The organism is Epilithonimonas sp. JDS, from assembly GCF_021261315.1.
Classification (GTDB): domain Bacteria; phylum Bacteroidota; class Bacteroidia; order Flavobacteriales; family Weeksellaceae; genus Epilithonimonas.
This window is the reverse complement of the sequence record NZ_JAJSAX010000001.1, coordinates 1,327,515-1,346,045: the sequence shown is the minus strand read 5'-3', so window position 1 is coordinate 1,346,045 and position 18,531 is coordinate 1,327,515. Positions and strand designations below refer to the sequence as shown.

14 protein-coding genes are annotated in these 18,531 nt (G+C 35.7%); 9 read left to right on the top strand and 5 right to left on the bottom strand.

Annotation, left to right across the window (positions count from 1 at the left end; all coding sequences use genetic code 11):
- Nucleotides 1-5: 5 nt before the first annotated feature.
- Genes fabG through LUD75_RS06340 form a run of 4 tightly spaced genes read right to left on the bottom strand, consistent with a single transcriptional unit; the run spans nt 6 to nt 3,653 of the window.
- Nucleotides 6-749: a 3-oxoacyl-[acyl-carrier-protein] reductase gene (fabG, locus tag LUD75_RS06355; protein WP_034973620.1), complete on the bottom strand. Its 744-nt coding sequence runs from the start codon at nt 747-749 to the stop codon at nt 6-8.
- A gap of 51 nt (nt 750-800) precedes the next feature.
- Nucleotides 801-1,625 (bottom strand): hypothetical protein, encoded by an 825-nt coding sequence (locus tag LUD75_RS06350; RefSeq protein ID WP_232704816.1) that lies wholly within the window; start codon nt 1,623-1,625, stop codon nt 801-803.
- 3 nt (nt 1,626-1,628) lie between these two features.
- Nucleotides 1,629-2,303 (bottom strand): 16S rRNA (cytidine(1402)-2'-O)-methyltransferase, encoded by a 675-nt coding sequence (rsmI, locus tag LUD75_RS06345; RefSeq protein ID WP_232704815.1) that lies wholly within the window; start codon nt 2,301-2,303, stop codon nt 1,629-1,631.
- Nucleotides 2,304-3,653, bottom strand: a complete 1,350-nt coding sequence (locus tag LUD75_RS06340) for a hypothetical protein (RefSeq protein ID WP_232704814.1) — start codon at nt 3,651-3,653, stop codon at nt 2,304-2,306. It abuts the gene before it with no gap.
- Between the two features lie 125 nt (nt 3,654-3,778).
- Here LUD75_RS06340 and LUD75_RS06335 point away from each other — a divergent pair, with 125 nt between their 5' ends.
- From LUD75_RS06335 to LUD75_RS06310, 6 genes are all read left to right on the top strand, one after another.
- Entirely contained in the window at nt 3,779-4,366 is a 588-nt protein-coding gene (locus LUD75_RS06335; RefSeq protein WP_232704813.1) for a thymidine kinase, read from the top strand.
- An 18-nt stretch (nt 4,367-4,384) separates the two neighbouring features.
- On the top strand, nt 4,385-6,829 hold the full coding sequence (locus LUD75_RS06330) for a bifunctional UDP-N-acetylmuramoyl-tripeptide:D-alanyl-D-alanine ligase/alanine racemase (RefSeq protein ID WP_232704812.1): 2,445 nt from the start codon (nt 4,385-4,387) through the stop codon (nt 6,827-6,829).
- Between the two features lies 1 nt (nt 6,830).
- The gene (locus LUD75_RS06325) at nt 6,831-8,987 is read left to right on the top strand and encodes a patatin-like phospholipase family protein (RefSeq protein ID WP_232704811.1); all 2,157 of its coding nucleotides are present in this window, start codon (nt 6,831-6,833) and stop codon (nt 8,985-8,987) included.
- Between the two features lie 4 nt (nt 8,988-8,991).
- Nucleotides 8,992-9,408, top strand: coding sequence for an rRNA maturation RNase YbeY (ybeY, locus tag LUD75_RS06320; protein WP_232704810.1), 417 nt, complete (start codon nt 8,992-8,994; stop codon nt 9,406-9,408).
- Nucleotides 9,409-9,634: 226 nt separating this feature from the next.
- Nucleotides 9,635-11,497, top strand: coding sequence for a tRNA uridine-5-carboxymethylaminomethyl(34) synthesis enzyme MnmG (gene mnmG, locus LUD75_RS06315; protein ID WP_232704809.1), 1,863 nt, complete (start codon nt 9,635-9,637; stop codon nt 11,495-11,497).
- A 92-nt stretch (nt 11,498-11,589) separates the two neighbouring features.
- A complete protein-coding gene (locus LUD75_RS06310; RefSeq protein WP_232704808.1) occupies nt 11,590-12,411 on the top strand; it encodes a class I SAM-dependent methyltransferase in 822 nt (273 codons plus the stop codon).
- Between the two features lie 219 nt (nt 12,412-12,630).
- Here the strand turns inward: LUD75_RS06310 and LUD75_RS06305 are convergent, their stop codons facing one another.
- Complete coding sequence (locus LUD75_RS06305) at nt 12,631-13,821, bottom strand: phosphoglycerate kinase (RefSeq protein WP_232704807.1); 1,191 nt, start codon at nt 13,819-13,821, stop codon at nt 12,631-12,633.
- 682 nt (nt 13,822-14,503) lie between these two features.
- On the opposite strand from LUD75_RS06305, the gene rpiB reads away from it, so the two are divergent.
- The 3 genes from rpiB (at nt 14,504) to rnr (ending at nt 18,402) form a co-directional block, all read left to right on the top strand.
- Nucleotides 14,504-14,935, top strand: coding sequence for a ribose 5-phosphate isomerase B (gene rpiB / locus LUD75_RS06300; RefSeq protein ID WP_232704806.1), 432 nt, complete (start codon nt 14,504-14,506; stop codon nt 14,933-14,935).
- Between the two features lie 183 nt (nt 14,936-15,118).
- On the top strand, nt 15,119-16,216 hold the full coding sequence (locus LUD75_RS06295) for a PDDEXK nuclease domain-containing protein (RefSeq protein ID WP_232704805.1): 1,098 nt from the start codon (nt 15,119-15,121) through the stop codon (nt 16,214-16,216).
- Nucleotides 16,217-16,251: 35 nt separating this feature from the next.
- The gene (gene rnr / locus LUD75_RS06290) at nt 16,252-18,402 is read left to right on the top strand and encodes a ribonuclease R (protein ID WP_232704804.1); all 2,151 of its coding nucleotides are present in this window, start codon (nt 16,252-16,254) and stop codon (nt 18,400-18,402) included.
- Nucleotides 18,403-18,531 lie beyond the last annotated feature (129 nt).

The window sequence follows — 18,531 nt, the reverse complement described above, 5'->3', positions numbered from 1 at the left end:
TTTTATTAAGTCAACATTCCGCCGTCAACATTCAGGACTTGACCGGAAATATATGATGACATATTGCTACCGAAGAAAACGCACGCATTGGCAACATCTTCAGGTTGTCCGCCACGTTTCAATGGAATCCCATCTCTCCAGTTTTGAACAGTTTTTTCGTCCAATGCAGCAGTCATTTCGGTTTCGATGAAACCTGGCGCGATGGCGTTGCAACGGATGTTTCTGGAACCTAACTCCAAGGCGATGGATTTTGTGAAACCAATTACTCCAGCTTTGGAAGCAGCGTAGTTTGCCTGTCCTGCATTTCCTTTCACGCCAACCACGGAGGTCATATTGATGATGGAACCGGATTTTGCTTTCATCATTGGTTTGATAACGGCTTTGGTCAGGTTGAAAACGGAGTCCAAATTCACTTTGATAATGGTGTCCCAATCGTCTTTTGACATTCTCATCAACAGATTGTCACGTGTGATTCCAGCGTTGTTTACCAAGATATCAATCGCTCCGAACTCTGCCAAAACATCATCTACCAATTTCTGAGCGGCATCGTAATCTGACGCATCTGACTGATAACCTTTGATTTGAGTGGTTTTGCTGAGTTCTGCTTCCAATTCTTTGGCTTTCTCAACAGAACCGGCGTAAGTGAACGCAATCTTTGCTCCTTCTTTGGCAAAAACTTCAGCAATTCCTCTTCCGATTCCTCGGGTTGCACCTGTGATGATTGCAACTTTTCCTTCTAATAGTCCCATATAGTTGTATCGTATTTTCTAATTGTTATGGCAAAAATAGTATTTTAAGAATTATTCACAATCTTTTGGTTTACTTTCTACGTGTTTTTGAAGCTCATCATTCCATTTATAGCAATGCGCTTTTACCAACTTCATCTGATTTTTTTCTACCTTATAAATATTCTTGATGATGGATGCACCTGCGCAACATTGGTTGGTTTCGATGATTTCCTTTTTTTGAGAATCGAATTCTAAAGAAGTTCCGTAGAAATCACTTGCAAAAAATTGGTTCTTTTTTGAATCGAATAAAAAATAAGTTTTGCTTGTATTGGGACCTGCGTAAGATTGTGTGCAACTTGGAAAATCCTCATAACCATCGAAATTATAATCGTCCACCGAAACGTCATAAATGCCATCAAATCCACATTCTTCCATCTTCATTCTTTGAAAAATCTGATTGTCTTTTTTATTGATAATCAAAAGGTAAGATTGTTCGTCTTCCTGAATTCCCCTGAAATAAAACTGCTTTGTACTTTCAGCCTGCAAGAAAGATTTTTGGTTTTCTTTCTTCTTTAAATGAACATCCAGCTGTGTTTTCGTTTTGAGATTTGTCCAAGTTCCAAAATATTCTTCTTTTAAGCCTTCGAAATTTTCAAAAACGAATTTTCCTGTTTTAATTTTTCCTTCAGATTCAAACAAAACAAGATTCTTATCTTCAAGTTTTCCTATTACAGAAATGGGTTGATTATATTTTGAATACATATAAACTCCATTTGTAGAATTCTCTTCAACATTCAAAACCATTTCGACGGGATAATTTCCAATCTTCCCTTCATAGCTAATTTGAGCAAGGAAAAAGGTAGGAATCAACAGAAAAAAGAATCTCAGCAAATTCATTTTCTAAAGAGAATTATTCACAATCAAAACAATCTCACCTTTCAAAGTTTTGCTTTTCGAGAATGCAATCAACTCATCAATATTTCCGCGCTTTGTTTCCTCAAATTTTTTGGAAATCTCCCTGCTCAAGCTGACTTTGGTCTCATCCCCGAAGAATTCTTTGATTTGCTCCAAGGTTGTATTTATTTTATGTGGACTTTCGTAGAGAATGATGGTTTTCTTTTCTTCTGCCAATTGTTTCAGTTTGGTTTGTCGTCCTTTTTTTTGTGGAAGGAAACCTGCGAAATAGAAATCGTGATTCGGTAATCCGGAAACTACAAGCGCGGGAACAAAGGCTGTTGCACCAGGCAAACATATCATTTCCAAATCTTTATCCGCACAAGCTTTTGCCAAGAGATAACCTGGGTCAGAAATTCCTGGTGTTCCGGCGTCCGTGATAATCGCAATCGTCTGTCCGTTTTCCAAATCATTAATGACCTTTTCTGTCATATTATGCTCATTGTGCAAATGATAGGACTTCAAAGGTTTTGAAATCTCGTAATGCTTCAGAAGAAATCCCGAAGTTCTGGTGTCCTCGCATAAAATATAATCTACTTCTTTCAGCACTTTTACCGCACGGAAGGTCATATCTTCCAAATTCCCGATTGGCGTTGGTACGAAATATAAAATTCCACTCATTTATAAAAATCTATTTTCTACCAAAGTCCACAATCTCTGTGCATAACTATCCACTTTTTTCCAATCTCTTTCGTAATAGATATCGCTCAAAAATTCTTGAGCTTTATCAAGCGAAGTAAAAGAATTAAGAACCGTAACCACTTGATTCAATTCACTTTGACTTCCATCAAAAAGATGTTGAGAGAAAGCAATTCTGTCATTAAGGTCGAGCTTAAATTCCGGTTTTGGTTTTGGCGCTTCCATATAATCTGTTGGCACATTATTTTTCAAAAGGCTTCCCGATTCTTGTTTTGGCTGATGTTGCTCCATATCTTCCAAATGGTCATCATCAAAAAGTGATTTGGCCACTTTCAAACCTTTGATATTTGCGAGCCTGAATTTTTTATCTGGATGTTCGTCTTGCGTTTCGTAATCTTGTCTTGGCTTTTCCTGTGGAACTGCGTTTTTGGAAAGCTCCACGATTTTTCTGCGGTTCTCTTCCAATTCTTTCAGTTTGGCTTCTTTCTCAGCAAGTCGTTCTTCGTAATTTTCTTCTTTTGGGGCTTGGATTTCTTCTTTATTCATCGCAAAAGAGAACTGGCTGTCCTGCATTGGCTCTAATTTCTGAGAACTGTCTTGCAACAAATTTTCCTCAATTTCAGAAACAAATTCGTTTTCTTCAACTTGTTCCTCAACCTTATTTTCTTCAGAATTTATTTCGTCAAAATTCGAAACAGATTCATTTTCTACAAATTGAGAATTTTCAGAGTGAATTTCTTCCTCAATCTTCTCTTCTTCAGAATCGATTTCAGCGAAGTTTGAAACTTCTTCTACCAATTCATTTTCCTTGGAATCAATTTCTGAAAAACTGGAAACTTCCTCTACAGATTCATCTTCTAAAACTGAAATTTCTTCAGATTGAAATTCCTCTTCAACTTCATTTTCTTGAGATTCGATTTTTGCAAAATTGGAAACTTCCTCAACCACATTTGCCTGAGAATGTTCTTGCTCATCAATTTCTTTAAATGAATGAACTTCCTCAACTTCCGGAACATCATCAAAAATATCGTGAACTTCAGTTTCTGCCACGATGATTTCCGCTACTTTGTTCTCATCCTCAAATTCCTCAACAGAATTCAAATTAGAATCAAGGTTTGTTTCTTGATTTTCAGTAACTTCTAACGATTCATTTGTGGTTGGCGAAAAACCAAATTCATTCGAAATTTTCAGAAAAGAGAATTTTTGATAAAGCTGATTCAGCTGATTTTCTTTGGTCAAAAGATTTTCATAGGAATCAGAATTCGACAATTCTGCCAATAGAATCTTGATTTCACCGAAAATTTCTTCGTATGGATGTTGCAAGTTTTGCATAATAAATCTTATTAATTTTTACTTAAATTTGATGTTTATAAATTTAAGAACAATTTTGTTCTGTAAAAGGATTTCGTTAAGTTTTTCTTAATTGAATTTTAAAACAATTTTTTGCTAAATTAATAATGTTTTTAGAAAATACAATCAATCATTCCAAACAAAGTGGTTGGATGGAGGTTATTTGTGGGTCGATGTTTTCCGGCAAAACGGAGGAACTCATCCGAAGGCTTCGCCGTGCAGAAATGGCTGGTCAAATTGTGGAAATTTTCAAACCGAAAATCGACACAAGATATTCCGACGAAGATGTGGTTTCTCACAATCAAACTAAAATCAGAAGTACGGCTGTTGAAAGTCCATCCGAAATACTTTTGCTGGGTTCAAATTGTCACGTGGTGGCGATTGACGAAGCGCAATTTTTTGACGAAAGCATTGTTGAAGTTGCTAATCAATTGGCAAACAACGGAATAAGAGTCGTAATTGCAGGTTTGGATATGGATTTTCTTGGAAGACCATTCGGCCCAATGCCAAATCTAATGGCAACCGCAGAATATGTGACGAAAGTTCACGCAATTTGCCGACGAACAGGGAATTTGGCCAATTATTCTATGAGAACTTCTGCCGGACAAGACCTTGTGGAATTGGGCGAAACGGAAGCTTACGATGCAGTCAGCAGAAGAGTTTTTGTAGAAGAAGTTATCGAAAAAAATAAATAGTTTATTCTTTGTAAATCAATGAATTACACCATCAAAGAAATTGCAGACATTACCTATTCCGAAGTCATCGGAAACGGCGAAATCAAAATCAAAAATATTGCTTTTGACAGTAGGACGATTTATTCTACGAAGCACACTGCGTTTCTTGCTATCAATACCAAAAAAAATTCAGGTCAGAAATATATTGATTCTGTCATCGAGAAAGGAATTGACACGATTATTACTGAAAATCAAATTGATAATCCTTCTATCAATCAAATCATTACAAAAAATTCGGTTGAGTTTTTACAGACTTTGGCAAAATATCATTTTGAACATTCTGACATCAATTCGATTGGAATTACCGGAAGCAACGGTAAAACGATTTTGAAAGAATGGCTGTATCAATGTCTGGCGAATGAATTCGTAACGGTGAAAAGTCCGAAGAGTTTTAATTCTCAAATCGGGTTGCCGTTATCATTACTTCAAATCGATAAAAAACACGAGTTGGGAATCTTCGAAGTTGGGATTTCGAAGCCAAATGAAATGGAAAATCAGGAAAATATTTTCCATCCAAAAATTGGATTGTTGACGCATATTGGTTCTGCGCATTCTGCGAATTTCAGTTCTGAGGAAGAATTGATTTATGAAAAATTAAAGCTATTCAAAAACTCAGAAATTATATTTTATAATGCTGATAATTTATTGACAGTCAAAATTATAAATCAATTATATTCAAGTAAAAAATTAATATCATACGGATTAGAGATTAATAATGACATTCATATTATTTCTGATGTGAATGACAGAACCCAGGATATTCAAATCAAATATTTTGATGAAATCATCACGCTTCCGATTTTTCAAAGAGACGAAGCAACTTTAACAAATGTTCTCGCATTAATCGGGATTTTGAAAGAATTAAAAATTTCTAATTCTGACATCAAAGAAAAAATTGATGCTCTGAAAGCGATTGAAATGCGTCTGGAAAGTATTGAAGGCATTAGAAATAATCTGATTATCAATGATTCTTATAATCTGGATTTGGATTCTTTGAAGATTGCCTTTCAGTTTATCGGTGAATATAACAAGCCAAAAAAATCCCTGATTCTAACGGACATTTTGGATTCCAGCGATAATTCACAGGAACTTTATGCTGAAGTTTCGGAGCTTGTGAATGAGCAGAAATTTGATAAAGTCTTTCTAATTGGAGAAGAAATTAGCGCGTTTTACGAACTTTTTAAATCTGAAACTTTTACTTTTAATAATACAAATCAATTCATTGATAGCAAAGTAATTAATGAAATTGAAAATCAAGTTATTCTTCTAAAAGGTGCAAGAAAATTCGAGATTGAAAAAATCAAAGAAATTCTTGAATTGAGGAAACACGATACAGTTTTGGAGATTAATTTAAATGCGATTCTTCATAATATCAATTTCCATAAATCTTTGCTAAAACCGGAAACCAAAATGATGGCAATGGTAAAAGCAAATGCTTATGGATTGGGAAGTTATGAGATTTCAGAATTCTTACAATTGCATCACATTGATTATCTTGGCGTTGCTTTCGCAGACGAAGGCGTTGAATTAAGGAAAAAAGGAATCACGACGCCAATTATCGTAATGAATCCCGAGCAACACAGCTATGATGCTGTGATTGAGTATAATTTGGAACCAGAAATTTACAGTCTGAGAGTTTTAGAATTATTCAATGAGCAATTAATCAAATCCGGAAATCAGCAAAAATATCCGATTCACATTAAGCTCGAAACAGGAATGCATCGGCTTGGTTTTAAGGATTTTGAATTGGATGAATTAAACGAAAAATTAAATACAATGAATGTCAAAGTTCAGAGTATTTTCAGCCATCTCTCGTCGTCTGATGTTCCAGAAGAGAAAGAATTTACATTAAACCAGATTAAAACTTTCGAGAAGAATTCAAGTTATCTCATCAATCAACTTGGATATAGACCTTTAAGACATATTTTAAATTCAGCGGGAATCTCAAATTATTCTGATTATCAATATGATATGGTTAGAATCGGAATCGGAATGATTGGCGAATCTTCTAACAAAAAGATTAAAAAACAACTTCAGGACTCGGTCAGTTTCAAAACTGTTGTGTCTCAAATTTCTGAGGTAAAATCTGGTGAATCAGTTGGTTACAGCAGAAAATTCAAAGCGGAACACGATACAAAAATCGCTACAATTCCTGTTGGTTATGCAGACGGAATCCCGAGAATGGTTGGAAATAAGGTCGGAAATGTTGGCATTAATAAAAAACTTTGCCCAATTGTCGGTAACGTTTGTATGGATATGATGATGATAAATGTGGATAATGCAAATGTAAAAGAAGGCGATTCTGTGGTGATTTTCAATTCGCATCCAACCTTGGAAGAATTTTCAAAATATTGTAATACAATTACTTACGAAGTTCTAACTTCTATTTCTCCGCGAGTAAAAAGAATTTATATAAAAAATTAAAATGATTAAGAAACTCTTTTATCTGGTAATTTTCTTGGCTTATCTGACGATAAATTCTCAGATAAAGGAAAATCTTGTCATCCCAAAAAATCCTCGTATCGGACTTTCTCTGTCCGGCGGTGGAGCCAAAGGTTTTACGCACGTTGGTGTGTTGAAGGTTTTGGATTCTCTTGGTGTCAAAATCGATTACATCTCCGGAACCAGTATGGGCGCAATTGTCGGTGGTTTGTACGCTTCTGGCTACACAGGAAAAGACATTGAGAAAATCGTAATGGATACGGATTTCTATTCGTTGATTACCGACCCCAAAACGCGTCAGGAAACCTCATTTTTCAATAAAAGTGTGGACAAATATCTGCTGACAATTCCGCTCAGAAATGGTAAAGTTTCCTTTCCATCGTCCATCAGCACTGGCCAAAGGAATATTTATCTTCTCAAAGAATTGATGAAAAACGTTTCTAATATTGACGATTTCTCCAAATTACCTATTCCTTTTATGTGTGTTGCTACGAACATAGAAAGTGGCGAGATGAAGGTTTTTGAAAAAGGTGATTTGGTGTCTTCCATATTGGCTAGTTCGGCTTTTCCTTCGCTTTTGGAGCCTGTGAAAATTGGTGACAGTATTTATGTTGATGGTGCAATGAGCGTCAATTATCCTTCAAAACCTTTGAAAGATAAGGGAATTGATATTGTGATTGGCGTGGATTTAAATCAACCTTTAACAAAGCGTGACAATCTGAATAGCGTAATTTCAATCCTTAATCAAGTCATAGACTTTGGTATTCAAAAAGAAACCAAAAATCAATACAAATATACGGATATCAATATCAAACCAAATCTTACAGGAATCACAGCAACAAGCTACGACAGCAAGCGTCAAATCCTTGACAGTGGTTATGTGGAAGCCTTAAAATACACAGATATCCTGAAAGAATTACCAAAACGGAATTTTGAAAGGGTCAGGTCTTCCATCAACCCCATCTTCTCTAATGTCTACAAAATTGACAGCCTCGTGGTAGATAACGCCAAAATCTACAGGTCAAACTACATTCGTGGAAAAATGGGGCTTAAAATCCCTTCTATGCAGACTTATGGAAGCATCAACAAGATGTTGGATAAGCTTTATGCGACCAACAATTACAAGTTCATCAATTATGATATCGTGCAGGAAAACAACAGCAATTATCTCAAGCTGAACGTTACCGAAGATGAAACCCGCCATTTCCTGAAAATCGGTCTGCATTACGATGAGATTTTCAAAACCGGATTGCTTCTAAATTACTCAGCAAAACGACTGCTATTTAGAAATTCGAATCTTTCTTTGGATATCGTCGTGGGAGATAAACCTCGCTATTATTTCAACTATTTTATCGATAATGGCTACATACCAGGATTCGGGATTTACTCCTCAGCTATGAGTTTTGATTTGAAAAATTCGGATAACAACACGGTAGAAAGTTGGGACTGGTTCAGAAACGAAGTTTTTATCCAATCTGTATGGAAAGATAAATTTGCAATGGGAGGCGGACTCAGCTATGATTATTTCGAAAGCGATAAAAATGGCGCAGATAAAAAAGACGCCAAATTTATGAATCCGTATGTCTTCCTTAAAAGCGATACTCAGAATGACAAAGATTTCCCTACGAAAGGATTTTATTTCAATGCTGAAGGGAAAATCATTGACTTGTTTAGCGACGAAATAGATAAGAAACCATTGCTCGTGAAAGCAGACATCAAAATGAATTTCTACATCTCTAAGCTTTTCACGTATCGCCTGAATTTATACGGAGGTATCACAATTGGAGAAAATCTCCCATCATTTTATCAATATAGGATTGGTGGAATTTTTGAACAGAACATAGTTAATTTTAAAAGATTTGCAGGTTTTCAATTTGGATTGCTCAATGACAACAATATTTTTCTAGCATCCAATGATTTTCAATTGCGCTTCGGCAAGAATTATTTTCTGGTCGGGAATTTCAGTTTTGCAAACCTTTTCGACTCCATCAAATTCGAAGATGCAGTCAAACTTAATTACAGTTCAATCGGTTTGACGGCGGGCTACAAATCGCCCTTCGGGCAAGTAAAATTGAATCTGAGCAAATCACTCAACAACCACAAAGCTATTTTCAGTGTGATTTTAGGACACTGGTTTTAACATTATGATAAACTATTTTTTCGAAAACATCGACCCAAAAAAGATAGATTCCAACATTTCAATTTGGCTGGAAGATTTGATTCTTTCCGAGAACAAAAAACTCGGCGACATCAATTACATCTTTTGCGACGACGAGTATCTTCTCAAGGTAAATCAGGATTATCTCGACCACGATTACTACACCGACATCATCACGTTTGACTATGTGAAGGGGAAAACCATCTCAGGAGATATTTTCGTATCTTTGCCCCGCATTTTGGACAACGCTTCTACCCTATCGCAGGATTCAGAAAAGGAGTTCCGCAGAGTTTTGGCTCACGGCATTCTTCATCTCTGCGGTTACAAGGACAAAACCGAGGAAGCAGAATCCACAATGCGCCAAAAAGAAGATTTTTATATCACCAGATATTCAAATTTTTAGGAGCTAATCCTGCTTTCCGCTATATCTTTTTTGTTTTTTCAGAACATTTGTCAATCCAATAGAAGTGATTGCATAAAAAAACAAAAAAGGATGCCGCTGCAATCAGGGCTAGTTACGATTAGTATTTTAAAAGAAATTTTAGATAATGTTTCACGTGGAACATATCGATTTAAATTATCAAATTTTATTGCTATTAGCGAATAGCTTTTAGCCAAAAGCAAATAAAATGATTACAGAAATATACGACGTTATCGTCGTTGGTGCAGGCCACGCAGGTTGTGAAGCTGCAGCAGCTGCAGCCAATTTAGGCTCCAAAACCCTTTTGGTCACAATGAATATGCAAACCATTGGACAGATGAGTTGCAACCCGGCAATGGGTGGCATTGCCAAAGGACAAATCGTCCGTGAGATTGATGCAATGGGCGGATATTCCGGAATCATTGCGGACAAATCAGCCATCCAATTCAAGATGCTGAACCTTTCCAAAGGTCCGGCAATGTGGTCACCAAGAACCCAAAACGACAGAATGGTTTTCGCTGAAGAATGGCGTTTAGCACTTGAAAACACACCAAACCTTGATTTTTTTCAGGATATGGTTAAAAGCTTAATCATCGAAAATGGTAAAGCTGTCGGCGTTGTTACAGGTTTAGGAATAGAAATCAAATCAAAGTCTGTAGTTCTCACAAACGGAACATTCCTTAATGGTTTGATTCACGTTGGAGACAAACAATTAGGTGGTGGAAGAATGGGCGAACCAAGAGCTTTCGGAATCACAGAGCAATTGGTTTCATTAGGTTTCGAATCTGGAAGAATGAAAACAGGAACTCCTCCAAGAGTTGACGGAAGAAGCCTCGATTATTCCAAAATGGAAGAACAAAAAGGCGACGAAAATCCCCAGAAATTCAGTTATTTAGATACGCCTAAGTTAACCAAACAATTAAGCTGTCACATCGTTTACACCAACGAAACCGTACACGATATTTTACGTGAAGGTTTTGACAGAAGCCCAATGTTCAACGGAACGATTCAAAGTACGGGGCCAAGATATTGCCCGAGTATTGAAGATAAAATAAATCGCTTTGCAGAAAGAAACAGACATCAATTATTTGTAGAACCAGAAGGTTGGAAAACCGTGGAAATCTATGTAAATGGTTTCAGTTCTTCACTTCCGGAAGATGTCCAAATCAAAGCAATGAGACATATTCCAGGTTTTGAAAATGTGAAAGTTTTCCGTCCTGGTTACGCAATAGAATATGACTACTTCCCTCCTACTCAATTGTACCACACACTTGAAACTAAGTTGATTCAAAACCTATATTTTGCTGGGCAAATCAATGGAACGACTGGTTATGAAGAAGCAGCCGGACAAGGCTTGATGGCGGGTATTAATGCGCACAACAAAGTTCACGACAAGGGTGAATTCATTCTCAACAGAGATGAGGCTTATATCGGCGTTCTAATCGATGATTTGATTACAAAAGGAACAGAAGAACCTTATAGAATGTTCACTTCCCGTGCAGAATATAGATTGCTTCTAAGACAAGATAATGCAGACATTAGATTGACAGAAAAAGCTTATAATCTTGGTTTGGCAAAAGAAGAAAGATTAAGAAATGTTCAGGAAAAAATCACAAAAAGTGATGAACTGGAAGCTTATTTGAGAGAAACTTCTATCAAACCTCTAACTATAAACCCAATATTAGAATCTATTGAATCTTCTCCAGTTGACCAAGCTTACAGAGCTTCTCATTACTTAACCCGTCCTAATATGACATTGGATAAATTAGATGAGATTCAAACTATCAAGGATATTACTTCAGCCTACAAAGAAGAAGTCCGAGAACAGGCTGAAATCAATATCAAATACAAAGGTTACATCGAGAAAGAAAAGGAAAATGTAGCTAAGCTTAACCGTTTGGAAACATTTAAAATTCCCGAAGATTTTGATTATTCAAAAATAGCATCTTTATCAACAGAAGCTAAACAAAAAATGGCAAAAGTAAGACCAGTTACTATCGCTCAAGCCGGTAGAATCAGTGGTGTTTCTCCTTCTGATATCAATGTTTTACTGATTTATTTAGGAAGATAATAACCAATGTTCCACGTGAAACATTATTATTCAAAGTTCAATATTCCGAGTTTATCACTTTGATTATTGAACTTTAAACTTTGAATTAATATATGAAAATTAAAGACCATTTTCTCTCTCAAGAAGAATTCGAAATTATAGAAACTGAAACAAAAGGTGTTTTCAAGACGTCTCCTATTCCATCGAATATTTCCAAATATTATGAGAGTGAAGATTACATTTCGCATCATCAGGACACAGGAAGTTTGAAGGAAAAAGTTTATAAATTTTTACAATCTTTCAATTTGCAGTACAAGAAAACGATTCTTCTGGACAGAATAAAAAAGGATTCTAAAGTGTTAGATTACGGTTGCGGTGCGGGAGAATTTGTAAAATATATCGAAAATGATTTTGAAACTTTCGGGTTTGAACCAAATTCGGACGCAAGAAATGCAGCGAAAAATAAGACGTCAAAGGCAAAACTTATTGATGATTTAAGTTCAATAGAAAATCAAAGTCTGGACGCCATTACACTATGGCACGTTTTCGAACACATCGAAAATCAAAAAGAAATGCTGGAGATTTTTCATTCAAAATTAAAGGAAAAAGGTTTGCTGATTATCGCAGTTCCAAATCCGACTTCTTACGATGCGAAACATTATAAAGAATTTTGGGCGGCTTATGATGTACCAAGACACATCTATCATTTTTCAAAAAACGGAATGGAAAATTTGATTTCTAAAAATCCAGATTGGAAATTAAGAAAAATCAAACCGCTACTACTCGATTCATTTTATATCTCGATGTTGAGTGAAAAATATAAGAAATCACCTCTTTTTTGGCTAAAAGCTGTCATCCACGGAACGATTTCTAACGTAAAGGCACTTTTTAACACCGAATTTTCGAGTTTGATATACATTATAGAAAAAAGATAGAAAATCGATTTTTGAGCAGTTTCTGAAGGTCAATTTTCAGACATTTTGTTCAAAATTTGTTAATAATTAAAAAAATCTAGAAATTTGGCCGAATTTCTAAATTTTACAAAAGTCCTTGAGAATCGCTTAAAATATTTTTCTTGAACATAATTCAAGTACAGACAAAAATAAAACCGACAAATTGCTTTGTCGGTTTTTTATATTTTAGAAAATATATTCTTATTTGTTGATTGCGGCAACGCCTGGAAGTTCCAAACCTTCCAAACTTTCCAACATTGCTCCTCCTCCAGTCGAAACATAACTTACTTTGTCAGAATATCCGAATTGTTTCACAAAAGCAACACTGTCTCCGCCTCCAACTAAGGAGAATGCGCCAAGTTTAGTTGCTTCAGCAATACTTTCACCTAAAGCTTTAGTTCCTTCAGCAAAATTTGACATTTCAAAAACACCGATTGGTCCATTCCAAAGAATCGTTCTTGAGTTTAATAAAACATCATTGAAAATTTCTCTTGATTTTGGACCTGCATCCAAACCTTGCCAATCCTCAGGGATTTCTCTGATGTCAGCTACTTTCTTCTCAGCCTCGTTGTTGAAATCATCAGCAATCACAACATCAGTTGGAAGATAAACTTCTACATTATGTTCTTTTGCTTTCTCAAGAATTTCAAGCGCTAAACTTAATTTATCGTCTTCAACAATTGATTGTCCGATTTTTCCGCCCAATGCCTTGATGAATGTGAAAGACATTCCACCACCGATGATTAAGTTATCAATTGCTGGAAGAATATTTTCTATAATTGTAATTTTTGTAGAAACTTTCGAACCTCCAAGTATCGCAGTTACAGGCTTTTCACCAGATTTTAGAACTTTATCGATGGCAATTAATTCATTTTCCATCAGTAAACCGAAAAATTTAGTAGAAGGGAAAAACTCAGCGATTACAGCTGTAGAAGCGTGTGCTCTGTGCGCAGTTCCGAAGGCATCATTCACATAAGTATCACCTAATTTTGATAACTTCTCAGCAAAAGCCTCATCACCTTTTTCTTCATCACTATGAAAACGAAGATTCTCCAACAAAAGAATTTCGCCAGGTTGAAGTTCAGCGGAAGCTTGCTCAGCCTTCTCTCCTATTGATTCGTCCACAAATTTCACTTCTCTACCAAGAACTGAAGAAACTTCATCCAGAATATTTTTAAGAGAATATTTGTCGTTTACTTCGCCTTTTGGTCTTCCAAGGTGCGTCATTAAGATTACAGAACCGCCATCAGCAAGGATTTTATCAACGGTAGGTTTTACAGAAACAATTCTGGTATTGTCCGTCACTTTCAGATTTTCGTCCTGAGGAACATTGAAGTCAACGCGTACTAAGGCTTTTTTGTTTTTAAAATCGAAATCTTTTATAGTTTTCATTAAATAATATTTTTAAAGTTTTTATTAAAAAGAACAGAATAAATCCTGCCCTCTTTGTTTCACAAATTTAAAACTTATTCTTCCCTTTCAAAAATTTAATTTGCAAAAAGAATCCACAAACCTTCATTACAATATTATACATCTCTTTTTCTTTTTATAAAAAAATAATATTGTAGTCTATTGTTGTAGTGCGGTAGTATGCGGAGAAATAAAACTTTATTTTTTCATCACACGAAATGTGGATTAATGAGTAGGTTTTTAACATTAATTTAATATTGATAATCAAATCATTAAGATTGTTATCAACAAATGTTTGTAATTAATTTCCGTTGCCAATATTAGAAACCATTCTGGGGATAAACTTCCTTGAAGTGAACCAAAACTAATTTGAAATAAAGAATTGAAGTTGTCAGAAAATAGTCCATTACTAAAAATTATCAGTTGTAAAAAGAAATACTTGACAGAAGTTATCCACAGGTTTTCTAACAATTTCTAACATTCTATTATCTTTTTTATTAATGATTGTAAAATTTGATTATTTAATTATCATTATTAATTTTATATTGTTGATATTTAAATAATTAATCCAGAGTATTATTGATAATTGTATTAAAATAGTATGCCAACATTAATAAAATATGTATTAATTTTATCCTTGAAATAAATCTATAAATCAAAAGAAATGAAAAAGATTGCAATAGCCTGTGACCACGCGGGTTTTGAGTATAAAGAACTAATCAAAAAATACCTCGACGGGAAGTATGAAGTCCAAGATTTTGGCACCTACTCTGCTGATTCTGTTGATTATCCTGACTTTGTGCATCCATCTGCAACGTCTGTAGAAAACGGAGAAAACGAATTGGGAATTTTGATTTGTGGAAGCGGAAACGGCGTACAAATCACAGCTAACAAGCATCAGAAAATACGATGTGCACTTTGCTGGATGCCGGAAATTGCGTCTTTGGCAAGACAACACAACAATGCGAATATGATTTCGATTCCTGCGAGATTCATTTCAAAAGAATTAGCATTCGAGATTGTAGATAAGTTCCTGACCACGGATTTTGAAGGTGGCAGACATCAGAACAGAGTTGATAAAATCGCATTTTGCTAAACATAAAAAGCCTGTAATTGCTAAGATTACAGGCTTTATTTTTAAAGTTATATCTTTGCAACGCATTTCACAGAGAAAGTCTTTCTCACGAAACCATAAATTAATACAAAGGTTTCCCAAACTCCCCTATTTTATTTTATCTTTATTAAAAATTAAATCCACATTTTGGATTAATTTAGAACAATGCAAGAAATATCTTTACTAATTTCCAAAATCGGAGAAACCCAAAGTTTCTTCAAAAACCAAGCTCAAAGACAAGTGAATATAGCATTGACTTTGAGAAACTGGTTGATTGGTTTTTATATTTCAGAGTATGAACTCAATGGGAATGACAGAGCGGAATATGGCAAGAATTTGTATAAGGAAATAGCAAGAAAATGCAGAGATATTCCCGGAATGTCCGAAAGAAATCTTTATTGGTTTTCTACTTTTTATAAAACATATCAAAACATTTTGCAGTCACCGACTACAAAATTATATATTGTTGATAATCAATTGAATGAAATTTTGCAGTCACTGACCGCAAAATCTAAAGAACAGTATTTTGATTCAGATAATTCTTACATAGACAAGCTTATTAATAATTTAAGTTTTACACACATCGTAGAATTTTTGAAACTGGATGATTCCACCAAAAGAACTTTCTACGAAACAGAAGCTATAAGTAATAATTGGTCGGTTCGGGAATTGCAAAGAGCCGTCAATTCTATGCTTTTCGAGAGAACAGGTTTGAGTAAAGACAAGGTAAAAGTCTTGGAGGAACATCAAAAATCTGAGAAACCTCAGGCAGAAAACTTTTTCAGAAGTCCTTATATTTTGGAATTTTTGGATCTTAAGGAAGAAACTTCTTACACAGAAAATCAATTAGAGTTGAGTATTATCAATCATTTGCAAACTTTTCTTTTGGAAATGGGCAAAGGTTTTTGTTTTGAAGCAAGGCAGAAAAGAATCACTTTTGATAATACGCATTATTACATAGATTTAGTTTTTTATCACCGGATTTTGCGTTGTAATATTTTGATAGACTTAAAGTTGGGCGAATTTTCTCACGCCGATGCGGGACAAATGAATGTTTATCTGAATTATTATAACGAAAACGAAAAAAACGATGGAGACAATCCACCAATAGGAATTATCCTTTGTGCCAATAAAAACGAATCCTTAGTAAAATATGCTACAACAGGACTTTCTCAGCAGATTTTTGTGAACAAATATTTGGTAAGCCTTCCAAAAGAAGAAGACCTGAAAAGGATTATTGAGGAGGAACAGGATAAATTTTAGATGAGCATAATCATCTTAACAAACAATTAAATTAAATGAAAAACAAAAAAAATACATCTCATAAAAACGAACAGAAACTTCTGGATTTAGGAAGAACAATCCTTCGTTTTATGAATCAGAAAACATCCAAAATCTACAATTACAAACAGATTGCGGATGGCATAGATTACAAGAATCCAAGACAAAGAGAACTTGTAATTCAGGCGCTTCACAGATTGCAGGCGCTACAGAAAATCAAAGAGACCGAGAAAGGAAAATACATCGTCAATCTCAATATTGAAGGGACTTTGACAGGCGTCATAGATTTCAACCAATCCGGAAACGCTTATGTAAAAGTAGAAGGAATGCCGGATGACATCTTCGTACATCAGAAAAATGTGAAAGATGCTTTGCAAGGCGACAAAGTCCTTTTGGTAACCTACAATTTCAAAGGTAAAAAAGTAGAAGGTTCCGTTGCAGAAGTTTTGGAACGTGCAAAAGATACTTTTGTTGGGATTTTCCAGCAGATTGCAGAGAAGGATTTCGGATTTGTAGTTTTCGAAAAGAGAACGATGAATACCGATATGTTCATTTCCAAAAATCATTTCAACGGCGCACAAGACGGCGACAAAGTCATCGTGAAAATGCGCGAATGGCGACCAGGAAGTAAAAATCCGGAAGGAGAAATCGTTACCGTTCTTGGAACACCTGGCGACCACGAAACAGAAATCCACGCGATTCTTGCCGAATATGGTTTGCCTTACAATTTCGAGCCAGAAGTGGAGTACGACGCAGACCAAATCGACAGAAGCATCAACGATGAAGAAGTCGCAAAACGTTGGGATATGCGTAACATTTGCACATTTACGATTGACCCGAAAGATGCCAAAGATTTCGATGATGCCTTATCGATTCAGAAATTAGAAAACGGATTGTGGCAAATCGGTGTTCACATTGCGGACGTTTCGCATTACGTGAAACCAGGAACTATTCTGGACGATGAAGCTTACAAAAGGGCAACGTCTGTTTATCTGGTCGATAGAGTAGTGCCGATGCTTCCGGAGGTTTTGAGTAATGATGTTTGTTCACTGCGACCGAATGAAGACAAATTCACATTCTCAGCCGTGTTCGAACTGGATGAAGATGCGAAAATCCACAAACAATGGTTTGGAAGAACGGTAATTCACTCAGACAGAAGATTTTCATACGAAGAAGCTCAGGAAAGAATCGAAACTCAGGAAGGCGATTTGACAGCAGAAATTCTTCAACTTGATAAATTAGCCAAAATCCTCAGAGCCGAAAGAATCAGAAATGGTGCGATTACGTTTGATAGGAGTGAAGTAAGATTTAATCTTGATGAAAACAGCAAACCAATTGGCGTTTACTTCAAAGTCAGCAAAGATTCCAACCATTTGATTGAGGAATTTATGCTTTTGGCCAACAAAAAAGTATCTGAATTTATTTCATTAAACAAAAGAAACGAACCAACTGGAAACACTTTCATCTACAGAATCCACGATGATCCGGACCCAGCGAAATTGACTGCTTTGAGAGATTTCGTCGGAACTTTCGGTTACAAAATGGACTTGGCAAACACCCAAACCGTGGCGCAATCATTAAACAGATTATTGAGCGATGTCAAAGGAAAAGGCGAAGAAAATATGATTGAAACGCTGGCAATGAGAAGTATGAGCAAAGCCGTTTATTCCACAGACCCGATTGGGCATTATGGACTTGGCTTCGAATATTATTCGCATTTCACATCGCCAATTCGTCGTTATCCGGATTTGATTGCGCATAGATTGCTTCAGCATTATTTAGACGGCGGAAAATCGCCGAATAGGGAAGAAGTGGAAACGCAGGCTAAACATTGCTCGGCAATGGAAAGACTGGCTTCTGAGGCGGAAAGAGAAAGCATCAAATTTATGCAGGTCAAATTTATGGAAGACCACGTGGGCGAAGTTTTCACGGGCGTTATTTCCGGCGTTGCAGAATACGGTTTCTGGGTAGAAATCCCTGAAAACGGTGCAGAAGGTATGATAAAACTCCGAGATTTGGTGGACGATTCTTACTCATTGGATGCGAAGAATTACGCGATTATCGGTTCCAGAACCGGCAACACTTTCCGACTTGGAGACGAGGTCAAAATCAAAGTGGTAAAAGCCAATCTGATTGCGAAACAACTCGATTTCAAAATAGTGGAGTAGAAAGATTAACCACATAGACACATAGAAAAAGCTAAAGTAGAAAAACTTCTATTTTAGCTTTTTCATTTTAAAACGATGTTCTATATCATTGAAGATTTCAAGTTTACATTTTCAAATCACATTATTTAA

Bases quoted from the DNA above. Each gene is read 5' to 3' on its own strand.
- fabG (WP_034973620.1), bottom strand. From the start codon at position 749: ATGGGACTATTAGAAGGAAAAGTTGCAATCATCACAGGTGCAACCCGA.
- LUD75_RS06350 (WP_232704816.1), bottom strand. From the start codon at position 1,625: ATGAATTTGCTGAGATTCTTTTTTCTGTTGATTCCTACCTTTTTCCTT.
- rsmI (WP_232704815.1), bottom strand. From the start codon at position 2,303: ATGAGTGGAATTTTATATTTCGTACCAACGCCAATCGGGAATTTGGAA.
- LUD75_RS06340 (WP_232704814.1), bottom strand. From the start codon at position 3,653: ATGCAAAACTTGCAACATCCATACGAAGAAATTTTCGGTGAAATCAAG.
- LUD75_RS06335 (WP_232704813.1), top strand. From the start codon at position 3,779: ATGTTTTTAGAAAATACAATCAATCATTCCAAACAAAGTGGTTGGATG.
- LUD75_RS06330 (WP_232704812.1), top strand. From the start codon at position 4,385: ATGAATTACACCATCAAAGAAATTGCAGACATTACCTATTCCGAAGTC.
- LUD75_RS06325 (WP_232704811.1), top strand. From the start codon at position 6,831: ATGATTAAGAAACTCTTTTATCTGGTAATTTTCTTGGCTTATCTGACG.
- ybeY (WP_232704810.1), top strand. From the start codon at position 8,992: ATGATAAACTATTTTTTCGAAAACATCGACCCAAAAAAGATAGATTCC.
- mnmG (WP_232704809.1), top strand. From the start codon at position 9,635: ATGATTACAGAAATATACGACGTTATCGTCGTTGGTGCAGGCCACGCA.
- LUD75_RS06310 (WP_232704808.1), top strand. From the start codon at position 11,590: ATGAAAATTAAAGACCATTTTCTCTCTCAAGAAGAATTCGAAATTATA.
- LUD75_RS06305 (WP_232704807.1), bottom strand. From the start codon at position 13,821: ATGAAAACTATAAAAGATTTCGATTTTAAAAACAAAAAAGCCTTAGTA.
- rpiB (WP_232704806.1), top strand. From the start codon at position 14,504: ATGAAAAAGATTGCAATAGCCTGTGACCACGCGGGTTTTGAGTATAAA.
- LUD75_RS06295 (WP_232704805.1), top strand. From the start codon at position 15,119: ATGCAAGAAATATCTTTACTAATTTCCAAAATCGGAGAAACCCAAAGT.
- rnr (WP_232704804.1), top strand. From the start codon at position 16,252: ATGAAAAACAAAAAAAATACATCTCATAAAAACGAACAGAAACTTCTG.